Source organism: Flavobacterium sp. CSZ, assembly GCF_015350725.1.
Classification (GTDB): Bacteria; Bacteroidota; Bacteroidia; order Flavobacteriales; family Flavobacteriaceae; genus Flavobacterium.
In genome coordinates this window covers 1-22,397 of record NZ_JADKPQ010000036.1, presented here as the reverse complement: position 1 = coordinate 22,397, position 22,397 = coordinate 1, and the positions used below count along the sequence as shown (strand labels likewise).

Annotated in this window: 22 protein-coding genes; 10 read left to right on the top strand and 12 right to left on the bottom strand. The window is 33.2% G+C overall.

From position 1 onward, the window contains the following. Nucleotides 1–88 precede the first annotated feature (88 nt). Nucleotides 89–949 (bottom strand): polysaccharide deacetylase family protein, encoded by an 861-nt coding sequence (locus IRZ78_RS25400; RefSeq protein WP_194620281.1) that lies wholly within the window; start codon nt 947–949, stop codon nt 89–91. Between the two features lie 359 nt (nt 950–1,308). Here IRZ78_RS25400 and tgt point away from each other — a divergent pair, with 359 nt between their 5' ends. The 10 genes from tgt to IRZ78_RS25350 all read left to right on the top strand — a co-directional run bounded on the left by tgt (nt 1,309) and on the right by IRZ78_RS25350 (nt 11,548). After that, complete coding sequence (tgt, locus tag IRZ78_RS25395; RefSeq protein WP_194620279.1) at nt 1,309–2,439, top strand: tRNA guanosine(34) transglycosylase Tgt; 1,131 nt, start codon at nt 1,309–1,311, stop codon at nt 2,437–2,439. Between the two features lie 80 nt (nt 2,440–2,519). Further along, the gene (locus IRZ78_RS25390) at nt 2,520–3,608 is read left to right on the top strand and encodes an LptF/LptG family permease (protein ID WP_194620277.1); all 1,089 of its coding nucleotides are present in this window, start codon (nt 2,520–2,522) and stop codon (nt 3,606–3,608) included. Next, a complete protein-coding gene (locus IRZ78_RS25385) occupies nt 3,595–4,482 on the top strand; it encodes a DMT family transporter (protein WP_194620274.1) in 888 nt (295 codons plus the stop codon). Before IRZ78_RS25390 ends, IRZ78_RS25385 begins: the two co-directional genes overlap by 14 nt. A gap of 112 nt (nt 4,483–4,594) precedes the next feature. Next, on the top strand, nt 4,595–5,548 hold the full coding sequence (locus IRZ78_RS25380) for an acetyl-CoA carboxylase carboxyltransferase subunit alpha (protein WP_194620272.1): 954 nt from the start codon (nt 4,595–4,597) through the stop codon (nt 5,546–5,548). A gap of 140 nt (nt 5,549–5,688) precedes the next feature. Beyond that, nucleotides 5,689–7,233 carry a replicative DNA helicase gene (gene dnaB, locus IRZ78_RS25375; RefSeq protein WP_194620270.1) on the top strand — a complete coding sequence of 515 codons (1,545 nt, stop codon included), beginning with the start codon at nt 5,689–5,691 and terminating at the stop codon, nt 7,231–7,233. 134 nt (nt 7,234–7,367) lie between these two features. Then, on the top strand, nt 7,368–7,745 hold the full coding sequence (locus IRZ78_RS25370) for a hypothetical protein (protein WP_194620269.1): 378 nt from the start codon (nt 7,368–7,370) through the stop codon (nt 7,743–7,745). After that, on the top strand, nt 7,745–8,377 hold the full coding sequence (locus tag IRZ78_RS25365) for a hypothetical protein (protein ID WP_194620267.1): 633 nt from the start codon (nt 7,745–7,747) through the stop codon (nt 8,375–8,377). Before IRZ78_RS25370 ends, IRZ78_RS25365 begins: the two co-directional genes overlap by 1 nt. Then, nucleotides 8,374–9,165 carry a histidine kinase gene (locus tag IRZ78_RS25360; RefSeq protein WP_194620266.1) on the top strand — a complete coding sequence of 264 codons (792 nt, stop codon included), beginning with the start codon at nt 8,374–8,376 and terminating at the stop codon, nt 9,163–9,165. The genes IRZ78_RS25365 and IRZ78_RS25360 overlap by 4 nt, the downstream gene beginning before the upstream one ends. 111 nt (nt 9,166–9,276) lie before the next feature. After that, complete coding sequence (locus IRZ78_RS25355) at nt 9,277–9,942, top strand: response regulator transcription factor (protein ID WP_194620265.1); 666 nt, start codon at nt 9,277–9,279, stop codon at nt 9,940–9,942. A 346-nt stretch (nt 9,943–10,288) separates the two neighbouring features. Then, a complete protein-coding gene (locus IRZ78_RS25350; protein ID WP_194620264.1) occupies nt 10,289–11,548 on the top strand; it encodes an asparagine synthetase B in 1,260 nt (419 codons plus the stop codon). Here the strand turns inward: IRZ78_RS25350 and IRZ78_RS25345 are convergent, their stop codons facing one another. The 11 genes from IRZ78_RS25345 to thrS all read right to left on the bottom strand — a co-directional run bounded on the left by IRZ78_RS25345 (nt 11,549) and on the right by thrS (nt 21,672). Further along, nucleotides 11,549–12,352, bottom strand: a complete 804-nt coding sequence (locus IRZ78_RS25345; RefSeq protein ID WP_194620263.1) for an endonuclease/exonuclease/phosphatase family protein — start codon at nt 12,350–12,352, stop codon at nt 11,549–11,551. Between the two features lie 122 nt (nt 12,353–12,474). Then, nucleotides 12,475–12,729, bottom strand: a complete 255-nt coding sequence (locus IRZ78_RS25340; protein WP_194620262.1) for a hypothetical protein — start codon at nt 12,727–12,729, stop codon at nt 12,475–12,477. Nucleotides 12,730–12,810: 81 nt separating this feature from the next. After that, nucleotides 12,811–13,479, bottom strand: a complete 669-nt coding sequence (locus IRZ78_RS25335) for a response regulator transcription factor (RefSeq protein WP_194620261.1) — start codon at nt 13,477–13,479, stop codon at nt 12,811–12,813. Between the two features lie 10 nt (nt 13,480–13,489). Further along, nucleotides 13,490–15,265 (bottom strand): tetratricopeptide repeat-containing sensor histidine kinase, encoded by a 1,776-nt coding sequence (locus IRZ78_RS25330; protein WP_194620260.1) that lies wholly within the window; start codon nt 15,263–15,265, stop codon nt 13,490–13,492. Then, complete coding sequence (locus tag IRZ78_RS25325) at nt 15,262–16,737, bottom strand: tetratricopeptide repeat-containing sensor histidine kinase (protein ID WP_228520621.1); 1,476 nt, start codon at nt 16,735–16,737, stop codon at nt 15,262–15,264. The genes IRZ78_RS25330 and IRZ78_RS25325 overlap by 4 nt, the downstream gene beginning before the upstream one ends. A 416-nt stretch (nt 16,738–17,153) precedes the next feature. After that, nucleotides 17,154–17,588: a carboxymuconolactone decarboxylase family protein gene (locus IRZ78_RS25320; protein ID WP_194620259.1), complete on the bottom strand. Its 435-nt coding sequence runs from the start codon at nt 17,586–17,588 to the stop codon at nt 17,154–17,156. Nucleotides 17,589–17,666: 78 nt separating this feature from the next. Next, nucleotides 17,667–18,239, bottom strand: coding sequence for a Crp/Fnr family transcriptional regulator (locus tag IRZ78_RS25315; protein WP_194620257.1), 573 nt, complete (start codon nt 18,237–18,239; stop codon nt 17,667–17,669). A 147-nt stretch (nt 18,240–18,386) separates the two neighbouring features. Next, entirely contained in the window at nt 18,387–18,731 is a 345-nt protein-coding gene (rplT, locus tag IRZ78_RS25310; RefSeq protein WP_041515545.1) for a 50S ribosomal protein L20, read from the bottom strand. A gap of 101 nt (nt 18,732–18,832) precedes the next feature. After that, a complete protein-coding gene (gene rpmI, locus IRZ78_RS25305) occupies nt 18,833–19,030 on the bottom strand; it encodes a 50S ribosomal protein L35 (RefSeq protein ID WP_022827375.1) in 198 nt (65 codons plus the stop codon). 121 nt (nt 19,031–19,151) lie between these two features. Next, entirely contained in the window at nt 19,152–19,703 is a 552-nt protein-coding gene (infC, locus tag IRZ78_RS25300; RefSeq protein ID WP_072964996.1) for a translation initiation factor IF-3, read from the bottom strand. 22 nt (nt 19,704–19,725) lie between these two features. Continuing rightward, complete coding sequence (gene thrS / locus IRZ78_RS25295; RefSeq protein ID WP_173972430.1) at nt 19,726–21,672, bottom strand: threonine--tRNA ligase; 1,947 nt, start codon at nt 21,670–21,672, stop codon at nt 19,726–19,728. Nucleotides 21,673–22,397: the final 725 nt, after the last annotated feature.

Here is a 22,397-nt window from a genome sequence, read left to right as displayed (position 1 = left end):
GTAGTATTCACATTCTTCTGTTTGAATTAAAAATTCCAGAGTTTGTTTCAGGTTATCAGAATTATTATCTCATTTTCTAATTAACAAATTATCTAATTCCGCGAATATCTCTCCAGGTAATTAATTGAATGTTGTTTTCTTTTAGTTTTGATTTGCATTCTTTGCTGGTAAAAAAATCAAAGTCAATTTGACGCCAGGCTGATCCAAAATTTGGATGATTTATTGTAATGCCTTGCATTTCGCGATCATCAAAAGCGGGATGAAGCAAAAAGACATTGAAGCCAGGCTCAACATTATCTAAAGCTTTTGCATAAGAAGATTTGAGTTCTCCTTTTTCGAAATCATTAAAATAGCCTATTAAAAGATTGTCGGAGACCAGGGTATTTTCATAATTATATTTTTCATCGGATAAACTAATAGATTCTACAAATTCTTTGTTAATGAAAACGGGTAAACCATAGGTTTTTCCGAGTTCTTTATAGATTTCTAAAATTTGCGGAGTTACTCCCACGCTGCACATATGCGAATCGAGATGGGTAGGCTGTATGCCGAATTGTAATGCTCTTTCTATTTGTGCCGTAAGTTCTTTTTTGACTTCTTCTGGTTTTGCATTGTTTTTGAAATCTTTTCGGGTTTTATAAAAATATCCGTTTTGATCTGTTAAACTCGAAACTTCTGCCACTGGAAGAATTGGTCCGAATTTATAATTTTCCCATTCGCAAGTCAGTGTTAAATGAATGCCACAATCATAATTGGGATTGTTTTTGGCAAATGCTGCCATTTCATAAAACCATGGGCAAGGAACCATTATGCTATAAGAGTTTACGGATCCGTTTTGGAGTGCTTTTATAGTGGCCTGATTTTCCGAATGTGATAATCCGGCATCGTCGGCATGAATGATTAAGAGTTTTGTGTCTTGAGGATATCCTAGTTTTTGGGCTAAGTTCATTTTTTTCTTTTTGTTTTTTGCAAGCAGATTTTGCAGATTTTTTTTTGATTGTATTCAAATTTAAAAATTTCTGATGAAACTGTCACGTCTTTTTTTTGCGTTAGGGAGAGAAGTGAAAAGCCCACAGCCTGACGAAGGAAGTGCAAGGACTTGTAGCGGATAGCCCGATCCGCCGCGGCGGAAATGCTATAGGGAAAATAAATTCTAAAATTCAAAATTCAAAATCCCAAAATCCAAACTCAAAAAAACAAAGTTTTAGGTTGATGAAAATCATTATCTCATTTTCTAATTGACAAATTATCTAATTGATTAAATTTTCCTGAAATTAGCCTATCTTTGCCGACTGAAAAAAGAAACAGATGAAGTTTGATTTATTGAAAAAAGATCCGCAATCTAAAGCGAGAGCAGGAAGTATTACTACAGATCACGGCGTAATCGAAACGCCTATTTTTATGCCTGTTGGAACGGTTGCATCTGTAAAAGGGGTACACCAACGTGAGCTAAAAGAAGATATTAATCCGGATATTATCCTGGGAAACACATACCATTTATATTTACGTCCGCAGACAGAAATTCTTGAAAAAGCGGGAGGATTGCACAAATTTATGAATTGGGATCGTAATATTTTGACGGATTCTGGTGGATATCAGGTGTATTCTCTTTCGAATAACAGGAAAATTAAGGAAGAAGGAGTAAAGTTTAAATCGCATATTGATGGTTCATACCACTTTTTTTCACCTGAAAGTGTAATGGAAATTCAGCGTACGATTGGGGCTGATATTATTATGGCTTTTGATGAATGTACACCTTATCCTTGCGATTACAGATACGCGCAGCGCTCTATGCATATGACACACCGTTGGTTGGATCGTTGTATCAGCCATTTGGATAAAGTGCCTTATAAATACGGATACGAGCAAACTTTTTTCCCTATTGTTCAGGGAAGTACTTATAAAGATTTACGTCAGCAATCTGCTGAATATATTGCCAATGCAGGACAACAAGGAAATGCTATTGGCGGTTTATCAGTAGGGGAACCTGCTGAGGAAATGTATGCCATGACCGAAGTGGTTTGCGAAATTTTACCGGAAGATAAACCTCGTTATTTAATGGGAGTAGGAACTCCAATTAATATTTTAGAAAATATTGCGTTAGGTATTGATATGTTTGATTGTGTTATGCCAACTCGTAATGCCAGAAACGGTATGTTGTTTACGGCAAACGGAACAATCAATATTAAAAACAAAAAGTGGGAAGCTGATTTTTCACCAATCGACGAGATGGGGCATACTTTTGTAGATACTGAATATACAAAAGCATATTTACGTCACTTATTTGCAGCCAACGAATATTTAGGAAAACAAATTGCTACGATTCATAATCTTGGTTTCTATATGTGGTTGGTTCGTGAAGCCAGAAAACATATCTTAGCAGGAGATTTTAGACCATGGAAAGAAATGATGGTTAAAAACATGAGTCAAAGACTTTAAAAAAAGCTTCAAGTTTCAGGTTTTACGTTTCAAGTTCTGAGTAGAACCTGAAACCTGAAACAAAACAAACAAAAAAATATATGCTGACGATAATAGATAAGTATATTTTAAAAAGATATTTAGCCACTTTCTCGGTGATGATCTTATTATTTATTCCGATTGGGATTGTAATTGACGTCTCTGAAAAGGTGAATAAAATGCTGGAGAACAAGATTCCGTTTACAGCAATCGCGGTCTATTATTACAATTTTACGATTTATTTTGCGAACTCCTTGTTTCCGATATTTTTGTTTTTATCGGTGATTTGGTTTACCTCGAAATTGGCCAATAATACTGAAATTATTGCGATTTTAAGTTCGGGAATTTCGTTTACCCGTTTTTTACGACCTTATATTATTGGCGCTTCGATTGTTTCGGTTTTTGTGCTTTTAATGGGGTTTTTCATCGTTCCGGCTGCCAGTGAAGGTTTTAATAATTTTAGGTATACGTATCTAAAGGGAAACGGAAAACAGCTGATGCGGGGGGAAAATACCAACGTATACAGACAGATTAATGACAACGATTTTATTTTTGTAAATAGTTTTAATGAGGAGTCTAAAACGGCTTTTAATTTTACATTGGAACATTTCGAAAAAGAGCAGTTAACGTATAAAATTACTGCAAGTCGTATTAAATGGGATCCTAAAAAGAAAATCTACATTCTGTATGATTATACCAAAAGAACTCTTGGTGAACTTAATGATAAAATAGAAAAAGTACCTGAGAAGAATGTGGCTTTCAAATTTGAACTGGCTGATTTAACTCCGGTAGTTTATATTGCAGAGACGCTTCCGCTAGGTAAGCTGATTGATTTTATCGAGAAGGAACGCAAAAGAGGTTCAGGAAATATCAACACTTATCTGGTAGTACTTTACAAAAAATACAGCGTACCGGTTTCTGCTTTTATCCTAACTATTATTGCCGTAGCGGTTTCGTCTATGAAACGCCGTGGTGGTATGGGAACGAATCTTGCCATAGGTATTGCAATTGCATTTTCATTCGTATTTTTTGATAAAATATTCGGTACTCTTGCCGAAAAATCTACTTTCTCACCTTTATTTGCTGTCTGGTTCCCGAATATGGTTTTCGGAATTCTGGCAGTATACCTATTACGTAATGCGAAACGATAATTTAAAAAGTTATTTAAATCTTCATTTAATTGTTTTTATCTGGGGTTTCACGGCTGTTCTTGGCGCTTTGATCACGATTGATGCTGAAAATTTAGTATGGTTTAGAATGCTTCTTGCCGGGATTTTTCTGGCTGGTTTTATTGTATATAAGAAACAATCTTTCGTGATTTCGGCTACATCTTTTGCTAAATTGATTTTTGTTGGATTGCTAATTGCAATGCACTGGATTTTCTTTTTCAAGGCGATTCATGTTTCGAATGTTTCCATCACACTTTCGATATTTTCGTTAGGTGCTTTTTTTGCCTCCTTGCTTGAACCGCTTTTTTATGGAAGAAAAATTTTATTTTATGAAGTTTTCTTCGGGTTAATTATTATAGCAGGTTTAGCATTAATCATGCGGGTAGAAGTAAAATACCTGGAAGGAATGTATTACGCTTTGGCCTCCATCATTTTAGGGGTTTTATTTACCTTAATGAATGGTAAGTTAATTTCTGACCATGAACCTTCGGTAATCACGTTTTATGAGTTTGGAGCGGGAGTTTTTTTTATTTCGATTTATTTTTTGATACAAGGAAAATTCAATGCAGATTTCTTTACCATGTCATTAAATAACTGGATTCTGCTATTGGTTTTAGCATCGGTTTGTACTGCGTATGCCTTTACGGCATCTGTAAAAGTGATGCAGAAATTAACGCCTTATACGGTAATGTTAACGACTAACTTAGAGCCTGTTTACGGAATTATTCTGGCGTATTTTATTTTGGGCGGAAAAGAAAAAATGAGTGCAGAATTTTATATTGGCGCGCTGATAATTGTAATTACGGTTATCTTAAATGGCGTTTTTAAACATTATAAAAATAAGAAGGAAGTGTAATAATTTCCTTATTTTTAAATTACATTTTTACATTTTAAATACGATTTAATCACACCAATGATATAATATTTTTATATTTGCGGTTCGATTTAAAAACAAAATTCAAAAATCCATGGAATATTTAGATTTTGAGCTTCCAATAAAAGAACTTGAAGAACAGTTAGAAAAGTGTGTTATAATTGGAAAAGAATCTGATGTTGATGTAACACCAACCTGCAAGGAAATCAACAAAAAATTAGAACAAACTAAGAAAGAAATATACAAAAACCTTACGGCTTGGCAACGAGTTCAGCTATCAAGGCATCCTAACAGACCTTACACTTTAGACTATATCAGAGCAATTTGCGGAGATACATTTTTAGAACTTCACGGAGACAGAAATTTTAAAGATGATAAAGCGATGGTGGGCGGACTAGGAAAAATAAACGGTCAGTCGTTTATGATCGTGGGTCAGCAAAAAGGTTTTAATACAAAAACACGTCAGTACCGTAATTTTGGTATGGCAAATCCTGAAGGATACCGTAAAGCTTTGCGTTTGATGAAAATGGCAGAGAAATTCGGAATTCCGGTTTTAACTTTAGTAGATACTCCGGGTGCATATCCAGGTCTTGAAGCCGAAGAAAGAGGACAAGGAGAAGCTATTGCCAGAAACATTTTCGAAATGGTTCGTTTACAAGTGCCAATTATCACCATTATCGTTGGTGAAGGTGCTTCTGGAGGAGCTTTAGGAATAGGTGTTGGTGATAAAGTATACATGTTAGAAAACACATGGTACTCGGTAATTTCGCCAGAATCATGTTCGTCTATTTTATGGAAAAGCTGGGAGTACAAAGAACGTGCTGCAGATGCTTTAAAATTGACTTCATCTGACATGAAAAAACAAAAATTAGTTGATGATGTAATACCAGAACCGCTGGGTGGAGCGCATTACGATCGCGAAACTACTTTTAAAACGGTAGCGGAATACATCACTAAAGGATATAATGAATTGAAAGACTTATCAACAGCCGACTTAATTGCCCAAAGAATGGACAAATACAGTAATATGGGCGAGTATAAAGAGTAAATTCATGTAAAACGATTTAAAATCCGAAGCCTTACAGTTTCGGATTTTTTTTTGGTTATGAACAAAATCATCTTATTTATAAACAATTAATAGTTATAACTCGATAGCAATTTTTTTTTAAATTTTGCTACTTTCGCTATATGGAAAATTTCAAAAATGCAAACCCTGCAAAGGTAAATAAACCCTCAGTTATTAGTTTAGAAAAAGGGAAACTCCCTCCGCAAGTTATTGATTTAGAAGAAGCTGTGCTTGGGGCGATGATGATTGATAAAAAAGGAGTTGATGATGTAATTGATATTTTGCAAGGAGATGCTTTTTACAAAGAGGCGCACAAATATATTTTTGAAGCAATCGTTCAGCTTTTTACAGAAACACAGCCAATCGATTTGTTGACGGTTTCGACTCAGTTGAAGAAAAATGGAAAATTAGAATTGGCTGGAGGAGATTTTTATTTAATTCAGCTTACGCAAAAAATTGCCTCTTCGGCGCATATCGAATTTCACTCACGTATTATTCTTCAAAAATTTATTCAAAGAAGTTTGATTCGTATTTCGACTGAAATTATCGAAGCATCTTATGATGAAACTGCCGATGTATTTGATTTGCTTGATCAGGCCGAATCAAAATTATATGAAGTAACACAAGGAAATATCAAGCGTAGTTCTGAAACTGCTCAGAGTTTAGTCCTTCAGGCTAAAAAGAAGATTGAAGAAATTGCAAAACAAGAAGGTTTAAGTGGTGTTGAAACTGGTTTTCATAATCTTGATAAACTGACTTCAGGATGGCAGCCCAGCGATTTAATTATTATCGCGGCGAGACCTGCGATGGGAAAAACGGCCTTTGTATTGTCGATGGCAAGAAATATTGCTATTCAGTACGGGCATGGTGTAGCTTTGTTCTCTCTTGAGATGGCTTCGGTTCAGTTGATCACCAGGTTAATTTCCTCAGAGACAGGATTGTCATCAGAGAAATTACGTACCGGTAAACTAGAACCCCACGAATGGGAAATGTTGAGTACCAAAGTAAAAAACTTAGAAAAAGCCCCTTTATTTATTGATGATACGCCGTCACTTTCTATTTTCGATTTAAGAGCAAAATGTCGTCGTTTGGTTTCACAGTATGGTATCAAGATTATAATCATTGATTATTTGCAGTTGATGACTGCCGGAGGAAATAATAAAGGAGGAGGAAATCGTGAGCAGGAGATTTCTACAATTTCCCGAAACTTAAAAGCCCTGGCAAAAGAGCTAAATGTTCCGGTAATTGCACTATCTCAGTTATCGCGTGCGGTAGAGACGCGTGGTTCCAGTAAACGTCCGTTGCTATCGGATCTTCGTGAATCTGGGGCAATTGAGCAGGATGCTGATATTGTTTCGTTTTTATACCGTCCTGAATATTACAAAATTGAAGAATGGGATGATGATGAAGCATCGCCAACTACAGGTCAGGCAGAAATCATGATCGCGAAGCACCGTAATGGTGGTATCGAAAACATTCGATTAAAATTTATTGGACACCTTGGTAAGTTTGATAACCTTGATGATTTCTCTGGTAGTTATGATGATTTACCATCAAAAATGAATCATGAAGATAATCCGTTTGTCACTAAAAATTTACCATCGCCTAATGAAGCGTTTGGAAGTAACTTAAATGATGACGATGACGATAGCGATGTTCCGTTTTAATAATATAATTAAGCCTCTTTTTGAGGCTTTTTTTATGCTTAAATGTTAACTTTTTTGATAAAATTGAGTAGTTTAGCTAAACAATTGATTCCAAGAATTGTATATTAATTAATAACCAAAAACAAATTTAGATTATGTCACAAGAAGAAAATTTCGAAAAATTAGGTAGTGTAGAAGTAAGCTTGTCTGTTGCTGAAACCTGGACCGCAAACTATCGCAAAGCAAGTGCTGAACAAGATGAGTTGGGCAAGAAAACAGGGGCTTACCTTATTCCGTTAGCAACTTTAAAATCAGTATTGGCCAATCCAATTGATGCTGTTCGTGCTTATAAAGCTATTAATGCTGCTGGCGAGCAGGTTTTAGTTTTTGTGGGAACAAAATTAGATGAAAAAGGAATTTATAGAGATGTGTTCTTCTCTGGAGATGGAGCAGTTGAAAATGCAGAATCAGTTGTTTATGATGCAACTCGTCCGTGTCCACCTTATGGAGACCCGACTAGTCCGCTTGTGTAATGGATGATTTTTTAATATATTGTGGCTACTTACTTTTAGCAGTCACTGTAGGTTTATATTCATTTAGCTTTTTCCGAAAGGAAAAAGCTAATGTTTTTTTATTGCTTTATTTAGTATTTTCATTCTTAGTACAATTTGGAATGGAAGTTCTGTATCATTTAAAAATGAAAAATTTACTGCTGATGAATTTTTTCTTTATTGGTCAGATGGTCTTGTTGGGATTGTTCTACAGGTCATTGTACAAGTATAAAGTTCAAAAAAAATTTGTTCTGATAGCTTTAGGTTTTACATTATTAATCTTACTGGCAAGACTTGTTTATAATCCCGGTCTGCAATTTAAGTTTGATTTATTTCAAATTACTGTCAGTTCTTTATTAACGGTTGTTTTTGCTTTAATTCATTTTTACAATATGATTACAGAAAATAAACAATATTACTATCTTACAATAGGTATTATTGGATATATGTTTGGAAGTACGGTTTTATTCTTAGTTGGTAATCTGACTGTAGGGTTAAGTAATGATGTTAAATATCTTAGCTGGAGATTAAATGCTTTTTTATTTATCGTTTATTACTTTTTTATTTTATTTGAATGGATAAAGAGTTTTTCAAAAAAGAATGCTGAGTTATGAGTACAAATCTTGATTACGAAAAAGAAATAGTGGCGATTATTTTATATACGTCCTGTTTCTTGATGGTGGTTGCTGTTTTTTTAGTGGTGTTTTTCTATTTTTCAAGAAAAAAAATAATTCAAAAGGAATTAGAAAAAAGAGATTTGATATTACAATATCAAAAAGAACAATTACATGCTGTGATTGTTACGCAGGAAGAAGAGCGAAAACGAATTGCTCAGGATTTACATGATGATATTAGTTCTAAACTTAATATTGTTTCATTAAATACCCATTTACTTTCTGCTCCAAATTTAACCGAAGCCGAGACCAAAGAGATTACTGATAATATTATTAATCTAACGGCAAAAGCTTTAGAGAATTCCAGAAAAATTGCCCATAATTTATTGCCTCCGGTTTTTGAGAAATTTGGACTTAATGCCGGTATTCAGGAATTATGCGAGGAATTCGAAAGCAGTAAATCTGTAAAAGTAACTTATGAAAATGAAATTGATTTCGATGAAAAAGAGATTGATCGTCATTTACATGTTTTTAGGATTTTGCAGGAATTAATGAACAATTCATTAAATCATGGCAAATCAAGTCAGATTTGGATCAATTTTGAGAATCAAAACGGAATTAATACCTGCCATTATAAAGATAACGGAGTTGGATTTGACAGTAAAAATGCTGAAAATCAAAAAGGATTAGGAATGAAAAATATCGATAGCAGGGTTTCTTTTTTAAACGGAACCTTAGAAATTGACTCTGAGATGGGTAAAGGTATCGCCGTAATTTTCACTTTTTAAGTTAAAATCGATAAACAAACACGCTTTTTGTTTAATATGTTAAGATTCTGAGGCTGTTTTCGTTTGATATTTTGTAATTTCGACGAACCAAACGACCAAAATCAAATAAAAATGAGTGCCGCTATTAAAATTGCTTTAGTAGATGATGAAGTTTTATTCCGTAAAGGAATATCTTTTTTATTGCAAAGAGAAGATAATATCGATATTATTTTTGAAGCATCAAACGGAGAAGAACTTCTGTCTAACTTAAATGACAGCATAATCAAACCGGATATTATTATGATGGATTTGAAAATGCCTGTCCTTAATGGCGTTGAAGCCACCAAAATAATCCGTAAATCATTTCCCGAAATTAAAATAATTGCTTTAACGAGTTATGATACAAAATCGTTTATCGCAAATATGATTCAGGTTGGTGCTGTTGCTTACTTAATTAAAAATACAACGCCAAAAGATTTAATTCACACCATAAATCAAGTTTCAAAAAAGGGCTTTTATTATAGTGAGAATGTTCTCAAAACAATCCAGGAAACAATTATTTCGACTAAAAATTCAAAAGGAAATTTAGAAACAAGTTTTCTTTCTCCTCGCGAAATAGAAATTCTTCAGCTTATTTGCCTGCAAAAAACGACCACAGAAATTGCTGAGCATCTTTATTTAAGCCCGCGAACCGTAGAGGGACATCGTAATAATTTATTACTAAAAACGGAGTCCAGAAATATTGCAGGATTAGTGGTGTATGCGATTCAAAACGAAATTGCAGTTTTATCAATTTAAAATTTAGCTTGTCAAAAATTGAATCGAAAGTACGTAGTATAAAATTATCGTTAAGACAAGTACACATAAAGCTATTTTTTGCATTACATTTAGTCCCTTTGGTTGGTTATTACTATCATTAAACTTCATGGTTCTTGGTTTTTCATTGATTAGTTTGATGACTCGGGACAGCAAATGTAATTATAATATGCTTTTATGAAATAGGTGTTTTTACCTGATTTTGACAAAAATGCGCTTCTAAATCATTTCTCATAAACTCTTATTTAACATTAAAAAAAGTATAAAACCGGCATATCTGTTGTATTTTTAAATGCTTACTTTATATCTTTACTAAAATAATTTTCTAATGAATAAGAGCTTAGTTTATATTTTCATATTTCTACTTTCATTAACAGCAAAAGCTTCGTTTATCTTAATTCCGATGGATGAAACTACACAACAAAACCATTTAAAAGCTTACGGAATAACATACTGGTGTTTAAGTAAAGATTATAAGGCAAGTTGGTTGCTTAATTATCGTGGAGGCTCGTTTTTGTTGCCTGATACTGACGAAATTCGTAAAGAATGCAAGATTCGCGGAGTAAGCTTTGAGGTACTTTCGGATACAGAAGAAGCTTCGATTTTAAACGATATCTCAAGTCCGTCACAAAATATGGAATCGGTTATTCTCGAAAAAGCGCCTAAAATTGCTGTTTATACCCCAAAAGGAAAACAACCTTGGGATGATGCTGTAACATTAGTTTTAACGTATGCCGAAATTCCTTTTACACCTATTTATGATGAAGAAGTTTTAACTGATCAATTGCTGCTTTACGATTGGTTGCACTTACACCATGAAGATTTTACAGGACAATATGGTAAATTTTATGCCGCATATAAAAATACACCCTGGTATATAGATCAAAAAAGAGATGCCGAGGCTCTAGCTGTAAAATTAGGTTATGGTAAAGTATCACAAGAAAAAGGAGCGGTTGCAAAAAAAATCCGGGATTTCGTTATTGGTGGAGGTTTTATGTTTGCGATGTGTTCTGCAACAGACAGTTTCGATATTGCACTTTCGGCTGATGGTGTTGACATTTGCGAAGCAATGTTTGATGGTGATGCAAGTGAATCCAATTACCAGTCAAAATTAAATTACGGAAATTCATTTGCTTTTAAAGACTTTACATTAGAAAGAAAACCAGAGGTATATGAGTTTTCAGATATTGATATGACCTCTAGGCGTAGGATTCCGATGGAAAAAGATTATTTTACTTTAATGGAATTTTCTGCTAAATGGGATCCAATTCCAAGTATGTTATGCCAGAATCATACACAATTAGTAAAAGGATTTATGGGCCAAACAACATCATTTGATACCGCATTAATAAAATCGAATGTTTTAATAATGGGAACCTGCGAACTTAATGGCGAGTCACGATATATTCATGGTGAAAAAGGAAAAGGAATGTTTACTTTTTTTGGAGGCCATGACCCTGAAGATTTCCAGCATCAGGTTGGAGATCCTCCTACAGTCTTAGATTTACACCCAAATTCTCCGGGATATCGTTTGATCCTGAATAATGTTTTATTTCCTGCTGCAAGAAAGAAAAAATTAAAAACATAATTACTTCACATAAAATTCGAACCAAATAGGAATATGATCTGATATTCTTCGGGCTTCTTTTAATGAATTGAAGTTTTTATAAAACGGAATTAGACCGGAATTAGTAAATTCTAAAGAACCTGTTTTGTAAAACATATTATCAAATTCAGAGGCCAGGCAGATATTGTTTTTGCATTGCTGCTTTAATGTCGTTTTTTGATTTTGTAAAATAGGAGAGTACCCCATTTTTTTTAAAGGAGTAAATACCGTGTGGGATTGAGGAGAGTTAAAATCACCTAAAAACACTAAATTGAGAGTAGGGTATTCACCAGGAAGAAATTTAAAGTATTTAATTTCAGTTTCTGGTTGCCTGCTTTTAGTAATAGCATGAAAACTAACCAGCGTTACGGCCTTTTTATTTATTTCGAAAGTCGCAAAATAAGGTTCCCTGTCAATTTCAAGATGGTACTTTTTTTCTAACCAGGTATTTCCTTTTAGTTTGATTTTACTGGTTTTCCAAAGAAAAGCATAACGTTCCTTTTTATAACTGCTGCTGCTTGTTGGATCACTGATAGAATAATCCCACTTTGTACCTTTTTCGTTTAGCAACATGGCAAGTTTAGCTACAGCTTGTGCGCCACCGTATCCTGCAACAACTTCCTGAATAGCTACAATATCATACTCAAAGATAGTATTGGCTATAAAGTTTAATTCAGATTCAGATTTAGATTTTCCAAAGTTTTCTAAATTCCAGGACAGAAGTTTAGTTTGTGAAAAGGTGAGGACGGTAAAAAATAAAAGAACAAAACTTAAAATATATTTCATGCTGTAAGTAAAAATTCAAATATAAGAATTTAAAATTTTTAGACGCGCTGTTTTACTGTAGATGAAATAGGTTTGTATAGATTGCGTTCATCTTAAGGAATATATTGTGAAGAAAATGTAGATTATTCTTTTTTATACCTGTTTTTTAAAGCAGTCCCTATGATGATGATTTGCAAAACAAGAAGAGCGGGTATGAAAATAATTTTCCAGTCTATTTCAAGCCATCCTGTTTTTTCAGAAACAAATGCAAAACTTAATGATAGAAAAAGACAAAGTAGCATGGTTTTCATAACGATTTTATTTTGAGTAGTATTAATTTTTGAGATGAACATTTGTTGCAAACTCTTCCCTGAATTACTTTTATATTTAGTTTTCATTAGGTGGTTAATAAATTCTACACAAACTTAAATCTATAAAAAGTCATTTCCTTACGGGATTCCGTAAAAACCTTATAAAATTTACACTAGGCCAAAATCTTTTGCAATCGCAATTAGGTGGACGTTATTGTTCGCTTTAAAGTATATTTTCAATTTATTGATGCGTTTCTCAATACTGCTGGTTCCGTTTGGAGTTATTGATGAAGCTTTAAACTCGCTCGAGATATTTTCCAGTATATAACCTTTAGCCAAAAGTTTTAAAATAGAAATATCATAAGATTCAATTTCAATCAGCGCCTTATCATTAAAACTAAAAGATAAATCTGAAGAAAGAATTTTTTCCTCGTTTCTAAAAGTACCTTCAATCGCTTTTCTTAATTCGATAATACTGTTTCTTCCTTTTGAAACATAGGCATTAATACTTAAATCGTAAAAAAGAGATTTTATACGATACGACTTATCCTCAATAGAAAACACTATTTTTTTTAATTTAGGCTGCACTTCATTCGCTGCCTCAATAAGCTCTTCGCCGCTCGAAAGAGTGATATTACGGTGATCAGACTTAAAAGATAAATCGCTTATGAGTAGATCATAAGGCTCGTTTTCAAGCAATGCTTTTTTTATTTTTAATAAACCATCATCACAATATTTGACATGATCAATGGTTTGAACTTGTAAATCTTCAAGTACCTGAATAACGGCTATGCTTATACTGTCTAAATCTTCGGCAACTAAAACTTTTTTGAACATATAATGGTGTTTACAAAGGAAAGGTGAAACTTAATCTAAATCCTTTTTCTGAATTGTTGTCAAAAATAATATTTCCATTTATAGTTTTAATACGGTTTTCCACATTTTGCAATCCATTTTTTAAATTTGGTGTACTATTTTTCGTTCCAATCCCGTTGTCGTTATAAATTATCGTCATGGTTTTGTCAGTAATTTTAAAATTAATGCTCACTAAGGTTGCCTGACTGTGTTTTTTCATGTTGACAAATAATTCTTGTAAAATTCTGTAAAGAACTATTTTTTTATTTTTTTCGATACAGTCCCATAAAATCAAATCAAAACCATTTAATAAGATATTCAGTTCAGGAGTTTTAAATTCTGAAATCATTTCTTTTAGAGCGCTTGAATAATTTTTTCCGGTAGCAATAGCGCTATTTTCTTTAGAAATATTTCTTGTTCGGGCATAAATAGTATCAAGATTATTCAGTATTGTTTCTTTATTATCTTCTTTTGTCAGATCAATATTGTCTGCAAATGTCAATGTCTCGTAAACATCATGAGCCAGTTCAGCGCGCAGTTTATTCGAAATTCGCATCTCACTTTTAAGTATTGCATCATTTTTTTCTTTTTTTCCTTTAATGGTTAAGTAACAATAAAGAAATAAACTGAAGATGGTGGTAAAAAAGAGGATGATGTACGAAATAATATTACGGTTTTTTTGCCTTTCTAACTGTAGCTCATTTTTTGCTTTTTCTGCTTTGTACTGCAGGTTTTCACTTTTGTCTTTTTTAGAATAGTATTTAACTCTGGCAAATTGATTTTTAGCAGTCATCCTTACTTTCTCGATACTATCAGAAAGCTGAATAAATTGTTGGGAATATTTTTTTAGATTATCTTCCTGACTGGTTTTAGTTAGCAATTTTAAACTCTGAAGTTTATTAGGCGCGTCATTTAATTCGTTAGAAAGATAATATGCCTTTTTCGCATAAAGTTGCGCTTCCAGAGGTTTACTGAGTTGAAAAAATTCAGCAATATGAAGATAGATGTATAAAAGGGAATAAGTATCTTTTAGTTTTAACTGTATGGCCAGACTTTTTTTGTACCACTCAAGAGCTTCCGGTTTTCCCTGTTCTTGATAACAAAGTCCAAGGTCATCAAATATTCTGGCAAGTTCATGATCATTTGTATATTTGTCATCGTTGTATATTACTTTAATTTTTGATAATGACGTTAATATATTTTCAGCGAGCTTTATCTTTTTTTGTTTTATATATATTTGAGAAATACTATTAAGAACTACAACTTTTCTATAAGTACTCGTTTTGAGATGTAATGCCTTTCTGTAATATAAAAGAGAGTTGTTGTAATCGTATGTGTAATAATAATTGGCGCCAAACTGTTCATAAACATTTGCAGCAAACCTTGGCTTTTTTATTTTTTTTAAATACGGAAGTGTTTTTGTCAATGATATTTCGCTCGCAACAAAGTCGCCCTGAATTTGTTCAATCGCTGCCATGCAGGTAAGAGCATAAACATAATCTATGTAATTTGTATTGGTATTGCAAAACAATTGTGCTTTGTTAAAATAATAATAAGAGCTATCTAATCGATATGAATCGAATAAAATATCTGCTTTGTTAAGAATTTTTCTTATGTCAGTTTTACTGTATTTTGCTTTAGTACAAGGCTCATTTTTTGGAGATTTTAATAAATAGATCACACATCCTATTATTAAAAAAATAAGAATGGCCAAAAAATACTTTAAAACGGTTTTGTTCGGGATTGATTTTAAAATCTTTTTTATCATAATAATGGAATTTTTAGAAAGACTTTAAAACCTTTTCCTGGATCTGAATCTATTTCGATCGTCCCTTTTATTGAATGAATTCTGTTCTCGACATTATGAAGTCCGTTTTTAAAAGATAATTTTGTTAGATCAGCACCTTTTCCATTATCACGATAATTTACAATAATATTTTTTTCTGTTTTTTTAAAATTGATTTCTACTAAGGTGGCATCACTGTGTTTTTTCATGTTTACAAGTAACTCCTGCAGTATTCTGTAAACAGTTGTTTTCTTAGTTATGTCAAGACTATTCCACGAGATTGTCTCTAAATCGTTTAAAATAATACTAGCGTTTGTAGTATTAAAACCTGAAATCATTTCTTTTAGAGTCAGAACAAAATTTTCATCAGTAATGATAGAGCATTTTCCTTTTGATATATCTCTGGTTCTGGAGTAAATAACATCAAGATTATTTAGTAATTGCTCCCTGTTTTCGGTTATCGCCAGGTTTTTATTTTCAACAAATGCCATAGTATGGTAAATATCGTTGGCAAGTTCATCATGTAGTTTTTTGGCAATTCGGGTTTCGCTATTGTAAGTCGCTTCAATTTTTTCTTTCTTTCCTCTCGAAGTCAGATATAGATACAATACTATTATTAAACTCAAGCTAATAACGATAATAATATATGAAATTATATTTCGGTTTTTTTGTCTTTCCAGTTGTAGCTCATTTTCAACCGTATTAGTTTTAAGTCGTAAATTTTCCTCTTTCTCTCTTTTAGAATCGTATTTTACACGTGCGAACTGATTTTTAACTTTCTGTCTCACTTCAAAAATACTATCAACGAGATCAACATACTTAGTCGAGTATTTTTTTAGTTCTGAGCCGGAAGTATTTTGGATTATTAGTTTTAAGGAAGATAACCTTTCGTCAGCATTATTTACAATAGTAAACTGATCATAACTTAATAGCATGTATTTTTTTGCCAGAGAAGAGTTCCTTCTTTCATAGAATTTGGCCAAATGAAGATAGCTTTTGCCTAAATCAAAAGGTTTATTTTCCTTTTGTCTTATTTTAAGGCTTTTGTTCAAATAATAAATTGCCTTTTCAAATTCATTTGTTTTAAAATAGCAAAAGCCAATGTTGTCTAATACTTTAGCATAAAACAAATCATTACGTATTACTTGTTCTTTTATACTTAAAGAAAGAAAAATTTCAAGGGACGCCTTGTATTTTTCTTCTTCAATCAAAATAACTGCGATGTTGTTTTTCGCTGCTAGATTTCGCCATGTATCTGTTTGTAACTGTAAAGCTTTTTGATTGTATAATATTGCATTTTTATAGTCGTATGTGTTTAAATAATTAATACTTAAAATGACATAGGTATTCCATGCATATTGCGGGTTTTTTATATGTTTTAAATAAGGTAATGCTTCACTAGCTGTAGATTCGCTTCCGGCATAATCACCGTGAATCTGCTGAATGTCGGCCATTTTATTTAAAGTGCTTACATAATTTTCAACATCAGTTACAGGGCGACAAATAATTTTTACTTTGTTGTGGTAATAAAAAGCACTGTCAAAATCATTACTATTATAAAAGCTATTGGCAACTTTAATTAGTTGGTCAATTTGTGGTTTTGTATTTTTTTGTTTTAGGGTTTTGTTGCTTTTCTGTTGGCAGGAAAAAAAAACTAGAAAAGTGAAAATTATATATAGAAAGCTGCGCATTATCTCTGTGGTATCATGCGCCAAAAGTAAAGAATTTTAGTTTTTAAAAAAGAGTAGAAATACGGTATTTTCTTTTTATTTCAAGTTTTGTTTTTGCTTTGATATTCAGCATTATAAGGGCAATACATCATTATTCTAAAGTATTGCCCATATATAATACAGAATTTGTATTCCTGAAATTAAATTGCTCTCATTCCTGTTGCGATTGCAAGCCTGTTCCAGGAGTTAATTGTGATGATAAGCAATATGATTTCAGCTAGATATTTGTCCTCAAAAAAGCGCGCAGCATTCTGATAAACTTCATCAGAAACATGATTACTAATCATCGTAATTTGTTCGGTTAAAGCCAATATTGCCTGCTCTTCTTGGGTAAAAACGTCTGCTTCACGCCAGGCGCTTATCAGATAAATACGTTTTTCAGTTTCACCATATTTTCTGGCATCTGCAGTGTGCATGTTAAGGCAAAATGCACAACCGTTTATTTGCGAGGCACGAATTTTAATTAGCTCTTTTTGTATAGGAGTAACTGAGGTAGTTGCATTGTATTTTTCTAAATTCATTAAAGCTTCATACGCTTCAGGAGCAACTGTAGGGATAACAATTCTTGGTTTCATTTTACTTGTTTTTTAAAGTTTGATACAAAGGTCAGGGAAAACTGTTTTAAAAAACTTGAAGTACTTCAAGAAATGAATCTAGATTTTACCAGCTCTGATTTTACTCATAAATTCTGCCGAGAAATCGAGATAGGAGGCAAGCATGTATTGCGGAACCCGTTGAACAAATTCAGGATGTAAACCATTAAAATGATGATACCTTTCTTCTGCCGACATGGTAAATAAAAACTTGATTCGCATTTGTGCTGCACCAAAAGATTTTTGTGCAACAATTCTAAAGTAACGTTCCAGTTTTGGAATCTGAAACAGAATGGATTCTAAAGTTGATTTTTCTATAGCAATTACCTCTGATTTCTCTACGGCCTGTATATAAAAATGAGACGGAATATGATTATGATAACTCAGGTAATCCGTAATCCACCAATTCTCAATACCAAATTGAAGCGTTTGTTCAATTCCTTTATCATTGATGATATATTGTCTCATACAGCCTTTAATAATAAAGTAAAGCATGTTACAAATCTGGCCTTCTTCTAATACAAGTTCTTTCTTCTTAATGGAAGCTACACTTAAGCAAGAATCCAGAATGTTGATTTCTTCAGAGTCTAACTGTACTATCTTTTCAATATGTTGTAAAAGTGCCTTTTGCATAATGTGTATGATTGTATACAAATGTAATTTTAAAATTTAATTCTTAAAACGAGAATTTCCAAATGATCCTAAAAGCAAAAAACCACTCGTGTTAACGAATGGTTTTTCTATGATAAGTAAGTAATCTAAATTGAGTTTATAAAACGTTTATTTTACTTTGTTAAGTATTGCTTTGAAAGCTTCAGGGTGATTCATTGCTAAATCTGCAAGAACTTTACGGTTCAATTCGATTCCGTTAGCTTTTACTTTACCCATGAATTGAGAATAAGACATTCCTTCCAATCTAGCTCCAGCGTTGATACGTTGAATCCATAATGCACGGAAATTTCTTTTGTTTTGTTTTCTATCGCGGTAAGCGTAGCACATTGCTTTCTCTACTGCATTCTTAGCAACTGTCCAAACGTTTTTACGTCTACCAAAGAAACCTTTGGCTTGCTTCATTATTTTTTTTCTTCTTGCTCTTTTAGCAACTGAATTTACTGCTCTTGGCATAATTTTAATGTGTTTTTGTAGCAGGCGTCCTGAATTAAATCAAAGGAACTTAAAAGCCATACTCCAAGGTTATATAAATAATTTTTTAACCTAAAGAATTATTAGATAATTCTTAATTGTTGTTTAATGCTTTTCATATCTGTTTTGTGAACTAGCGCTGAGTGAGTCAAAGCTAATTTACGTTTTTTAGATTTTTTAGTCAAGATGTGACTTTTAAAAGCATGCTTTCTTTTAATCTTTCCAGAACCAGTAACTTTGAAACGTTTCTTGGCGCTAGATTTTGTTTTCATTTTAGGCATTTTTCCTAGTGTTTTAATTTATTCTTACTTACTTATATTTTTCAAAAACTTTAAGCTTTAAGCTTTAGGCAAAAGTTTACATCAACTATTTGCTTAAAGCTTATTGCTTAGAGCAAATAATTTATTTTTTCTTTTTAGGAGCAATGAACATAATCATTCTCTTTCCTTCCAAAACGGGCATAGCTTCCACTTTGCCATACTCCTCTAAGTCTGTAGCCAAACGAAGTAATAAAATTTGTCCTTGATCTTTATAGATAATAGAACGTCCTTTAAAGAAAACAAATGCTTTTAGTTTAGCACCTTCTTTTAGGAACTTCTCAGCATTTTTTCTTTTAAATTCGTAATCATGCTCATCCGTCTGAGGACCAAATCTAATTTCTTTTACTACAACTTGCGTTGACTTAGCTTTTAATACCTTATCACGTTTCTTTTGTTCGTAAACAAATTTCTTGTAATCCATGATTTTACAAACCGGCGGCTCAGCATTTGGCGAAATTTCAACCAAATCCAATTCGAACTGATCCGCTAAACGTAAAGCTTCTGCAAGCTTAAACACACCTGGTTCGATGTTCTCGCCTACTAGTCTTACTTCTTGTACACCACGAATAAGGTTATTTATTCTGTGTGCATCTTTTTTTTCTACTCGAGGTTGGTAACCTCTGTTGCTTCTTATTGCTATGACTTTATAATTTAAGTTAAACTGTAAAAACTTTTAATGTCTTTTTTATTTCTTCGTTTACAATAGCGACAAATTCATCAATTGTAACTGTAATATTCCCTTTTCCTTCTTGCCCGTGACGACGGATCGAAATAGTTCCGTTTTTCTCCTCTTCCTCACCTACAATAAGCATAAACGGTATTTTTTGCATTTCAGCATCTCTAATTTTCTTACCAATAGTTTCGCTTCGGTTGTCAATTAGGGCGCGAATTTCGTGATTTTCTAGCAAATCTAAAACTTTTTTAGCATATATTTCGTATTTCTCGCTCAAAGACAAGATTATAGCCTGTTCCGGCATTAACCAAAGTGGGAAATTTCCTGCTGTATGTTCCAGTAAAATTGCTATGAAGCGTTCCATAGATCCAAAAGGAGCTCTGTGAATCATAACCGGGCGATGTAATTCATTATCAGCTCCTTTATAGGTCAATTCAAAACGTTCAGGAAGGTTGTAATCAACCTGAATAGTACCCAATTGCCATTGTCTTCCTAAAGCATCCTTAACCATAAAGTCAAGCTTAGGGCCATAAAAAGCAGCCTCGCCATATTCTACTACAGTATTCAGTCCTTTATCTGCTGCGGCATTGATAATCGCATTCTCAGCTTTCTCCCAATTTTCATCAGACCCTATATATTTATCTCTGTTTTCCTGATCTCTCAACGAAATTTGAGCAGTAAAGTTTTCAAAGCCTAACGAGCCAAATACGTAAAGTACAAGGTCAATTACTTTTTTAAATTCCTCGTCTAACTGCTCCGGAGTACAAAAAATATGCGCATCATCCTGAGTAAACCCTCTCACACGAGTTAAACCGTGCAATTCACCAGATTGCTCATATCTGTATACAGTGCCAAATTCAGCATAACGCTTAGGTAAATCTTTGTACGACCAAGGTCTTACGTTATAAATCTCACAGTGGTGAGGGCAGTTCATAGGTTTCAATAAAAACTCTTCGCCTTCAGCAGGAGTGTGAATAGGCTGAAAACTATCAGCACCATATTTCGCATAGTGACCAGAGGTAACATAAAGTTCTTTTTGACCAATATGTGGAGTAACCACTTGCTCATATCCAGCTTTCTTTTGAGCTTTCTTTAAAAACTGCTCCAAACGATCTCTAAGAGCTGCACCTTTAGGTAACCATAAAGGTAAACCTTGACCAACTTTCTGAGAAAAAGCAAACAATTCAAGTTCCTTACCTAATTTACGGTGATCACGACGTTTAGCCTCCTCAAGAAGTTCAAGATATTCAGTCAGGTCCTTTTGTTTCGGGAAAGAAGTTCCGTAAACACGAGTCAGCTGTTTGTTTTTCTCATCACCTCTCCAGTAAGCACCCGCAACACTCATAATTTTAAAAGCCTTGATGATACCAGTATTCGGGATATGTCCACCTCTACATAAATCAGTAAAAGTAGCATGATCACAAAAAGTAATAGTTCCGTCTTCAAGATTCGAAATCAATTCAGTCTTGTAAACGTTATCTTTATATAGTTCTAAAGCATCCGCTTTACTAACCGGGCGCATTTTAAATTCATGTTTTCCTCTTGAGATTTCAAGAACACGGTCTTCGATCTTTTTAAAATCAGCATCAGTGATCTTTTGATCTTCAAAATCCACATCATAATAGAAACCGTTTGAAATTGCAGGTCCAAGGGTCAGTTTAATTCCAGGAAACAATTCCTCAAGCGCTTGCGCCATTACGTGTGAAGTCGAATGCCAGAAAGCTTTTTTTCCTTCTGCATCATTCCATGTATATAAAATAAGACTACCGTCGGTCGTCAATGGAGTTTCGGTTTCTATTGTTGTACCATTAAAAGAAGCAGAAATCACGTTTCTAGCAAATCCTTCACTAATGCTCTTAGCAACCTCCATCGGAGTTACACCTGAAGCAAACTCTCTAATTGACCCGTCGGGTAAAGTAATCTTAATCATTGTTTATAATTTTGTGAATGCAAATATAACGCATTACAGAAATACATACAATACATATATACATGTTTATACCATAATATATAAGAGTATGTTTAATAATTATCTCCAGTGGTATTTCTTTGTACTGTATATAAGGTACCTCAGTAAATTCAATCATTGGGTTTCTGAAACCTGTCGGGTTTATTTTTGTATCTATATAAGGAGAAGGTGCTACTATGAATATATAAGAGTAATTCTCGGTCCACGAAACCCGACAGGTTTTTGAGGCCTGTTGAGTTTACTATGAATTCAGTTTGGAATTTGGAATTTAAGATTTGTAATTTGATTTTGGTTTAGGAGCTATTTCCTGCTATCTGTTCCAATCTTTTGTGCTGAACCCCAGCCACAAAAGGATTTCAACTACTATCGGGGAAGTAGTATTTATAAGAATTAAGGGGGTGTATATATAAGTACATGTATATACAAGTAAAACCTTAGTGTTTTATTGAGTAGTAAGGTAAAAGAAAGCTTCGTGTCTTAGTGCCTTCGTGGTCAAACCAGATAAAACCAGTCAAAATCCAGTAAAACGAGTCCATACTAATATGACTTAATAATTAAATACTATTATAAAGTAATACAAAAAGGGGCGTCTTAGCCTGCGAACTCCATAAAAGCAGCAGTTCTTTTAATGCTTACATTAGGGAAAACGCATATCAATTAAGAAAATTCCTAGAAATCATAAAAAG

Excerpts from the sequence above, each read along its gene's own strand:
- IRZ78_RS25400 (WP_194620281.1), bottom strand. The coding sequence starts at position 949 with ATGAACTTAGCCCAAAAACTAGGATATCCTCAAGACACAAAACTCTTA.
- tgt (WP_194620279.1), top strand. The coding sequence starts at position 1,309 with ATGAAGTTTGATTTATTGAAAAAAGATCCGCAATCTAAAGCGAGAGCA.
- IRZ78_RS25390 (WP_194620277.1), top strand. The coding sequence starts at position 2,520 with ATGCTGACGATAATAGATAAGTATATTTTAAAAAGATATTTAGCCACT.
- IRZ78_RS25385 (WP_194620274.1), top strand. The coding sequence starts at position 3,595 with ATGCGAAACGATAATTTAAAAAGTTATTTAAATCTTCATTTAATTGTT.
- IRZ78_RS25380 (WP_194620272.1), top strand. The coding sequence starts at position 4,595 with ATGGAATATTTAGATTTTGAGCTTCCAATAAAAGAACTTGAAGAACAG.
- dnaB (WP_194620270.1), top strand. The coding sequence starts at position 5,689 with ATGGAAAATTTCAAAAATGCAAACCCTGCAAAGGTAAATAAACCCTCA.
- IRZ78_RS25370 (WP_194620269.1), top strand. The coding sequence starts at position 7,368 with ATGTCACAAGAAGAAAATTTCGAAAAATTAGGTAGTGTAGAAGTAAGC.
- IRZ78_RS25365 (WP_194620267.1), top strand. The coding sequence starts at position 7,745 with ATGGATGATTTTTTAATATATTGTGGCTACTTACTTTTAGCAGTCACT.
- IRZ78_RS25360 (WP_194620266.1), top strand. The coding sequence starts at position 8,374 with ATGAGTACAAATCTTGATTACGAAAAAGAAATAGTGGCGATTATTTTA.
- IRZ78_RS25355 (WP_194620265.1), top strand. The coding sequence starts at position 9,277 with ATGAGTGCCGCTATTAAAATTGCTTTAGTAGATGATGAAGTTTTATTC.
- IRZ78_RS25350 (WP_194620264.1), top strand. The coding sequence starts at position 10,289 with ATGAATAAGAGCTTAGTTTATATTTTCATATTTCTACTTTCATTAACA.
- IRZ78_RS25345 (WP_194620263.1), bottom strand. The coding sequence starts at position 12,352 with ATGAAATATATTTTAAGTTTTGTTCTTTTATTTTTTACCGTCCTCACC.
- IRZ78_RS25340 (WP_194620262.1), bottom strand. The coding sequence starts at position 12,729 with ATGAAAACTAAATATAAAAGTAATTCAGGGAAGAGTTTGCAACAAATG.
- IRZ78_RS25335 (WP_194620261.1), bottom strand. The coding sequence starts at position 13,479 with ATGTTCAAAAAAGTTTTAGTTGCCGAAGATTTAGACAGTATAAGCATA.
- IRZ78_RS25330 (WP_194620260.1), bottom strand. The coding sequence starts at position 15,265 with ATGATAAAAAAGATTTTAAAATCAATCCCGAACAAAACCGTTTTAAAG.
- IRZ78_RS25325 (WP_228520621.1), bottom strand. The coding sequence starts at position 16,737 with ATGGCCGACATTCAGCAGATTCACGGTGATTATGCCGGAAGCGAATCT.
- IRZ78_RS25320 (WP_194620259.1), bottom strand. The coding sequence starts at position 17,588 with ATGAAACCAAGAATTGTTATCCCTACAGTTGCTCCTGAAGCGTATGAA.
- IRZ78_RS25315 (WP_194620257.1), bottom strand. The coding sequence starts at position 18,239 with ATGCAAAAGGCACTTTTACAACATATTGAAAAGATAGTACAGTTAGAC.
- rplT (WP_041515545.1), bottom strand. The coding sequence starts at position 18,731 with ATGCCAAGAGCAGTAAATTCAGTTGCTAAAAGAGCAAGAAGAAAAAAA.
- rpmI (WP_022827375.1), bottom strand. The coding sequence starts at position 19,030 with ATGCCTAAAATGAAAACAAAATCTAGCGCCAAGAAACGTTTCAAAGTT.
- thrS (WP_173972430.1), bottom strand. The coding sequence starts at position 21,672 with ATGATTAAGATTACTTTACCCGACGGGTCAATTAGAGAGTTTGCTTCA.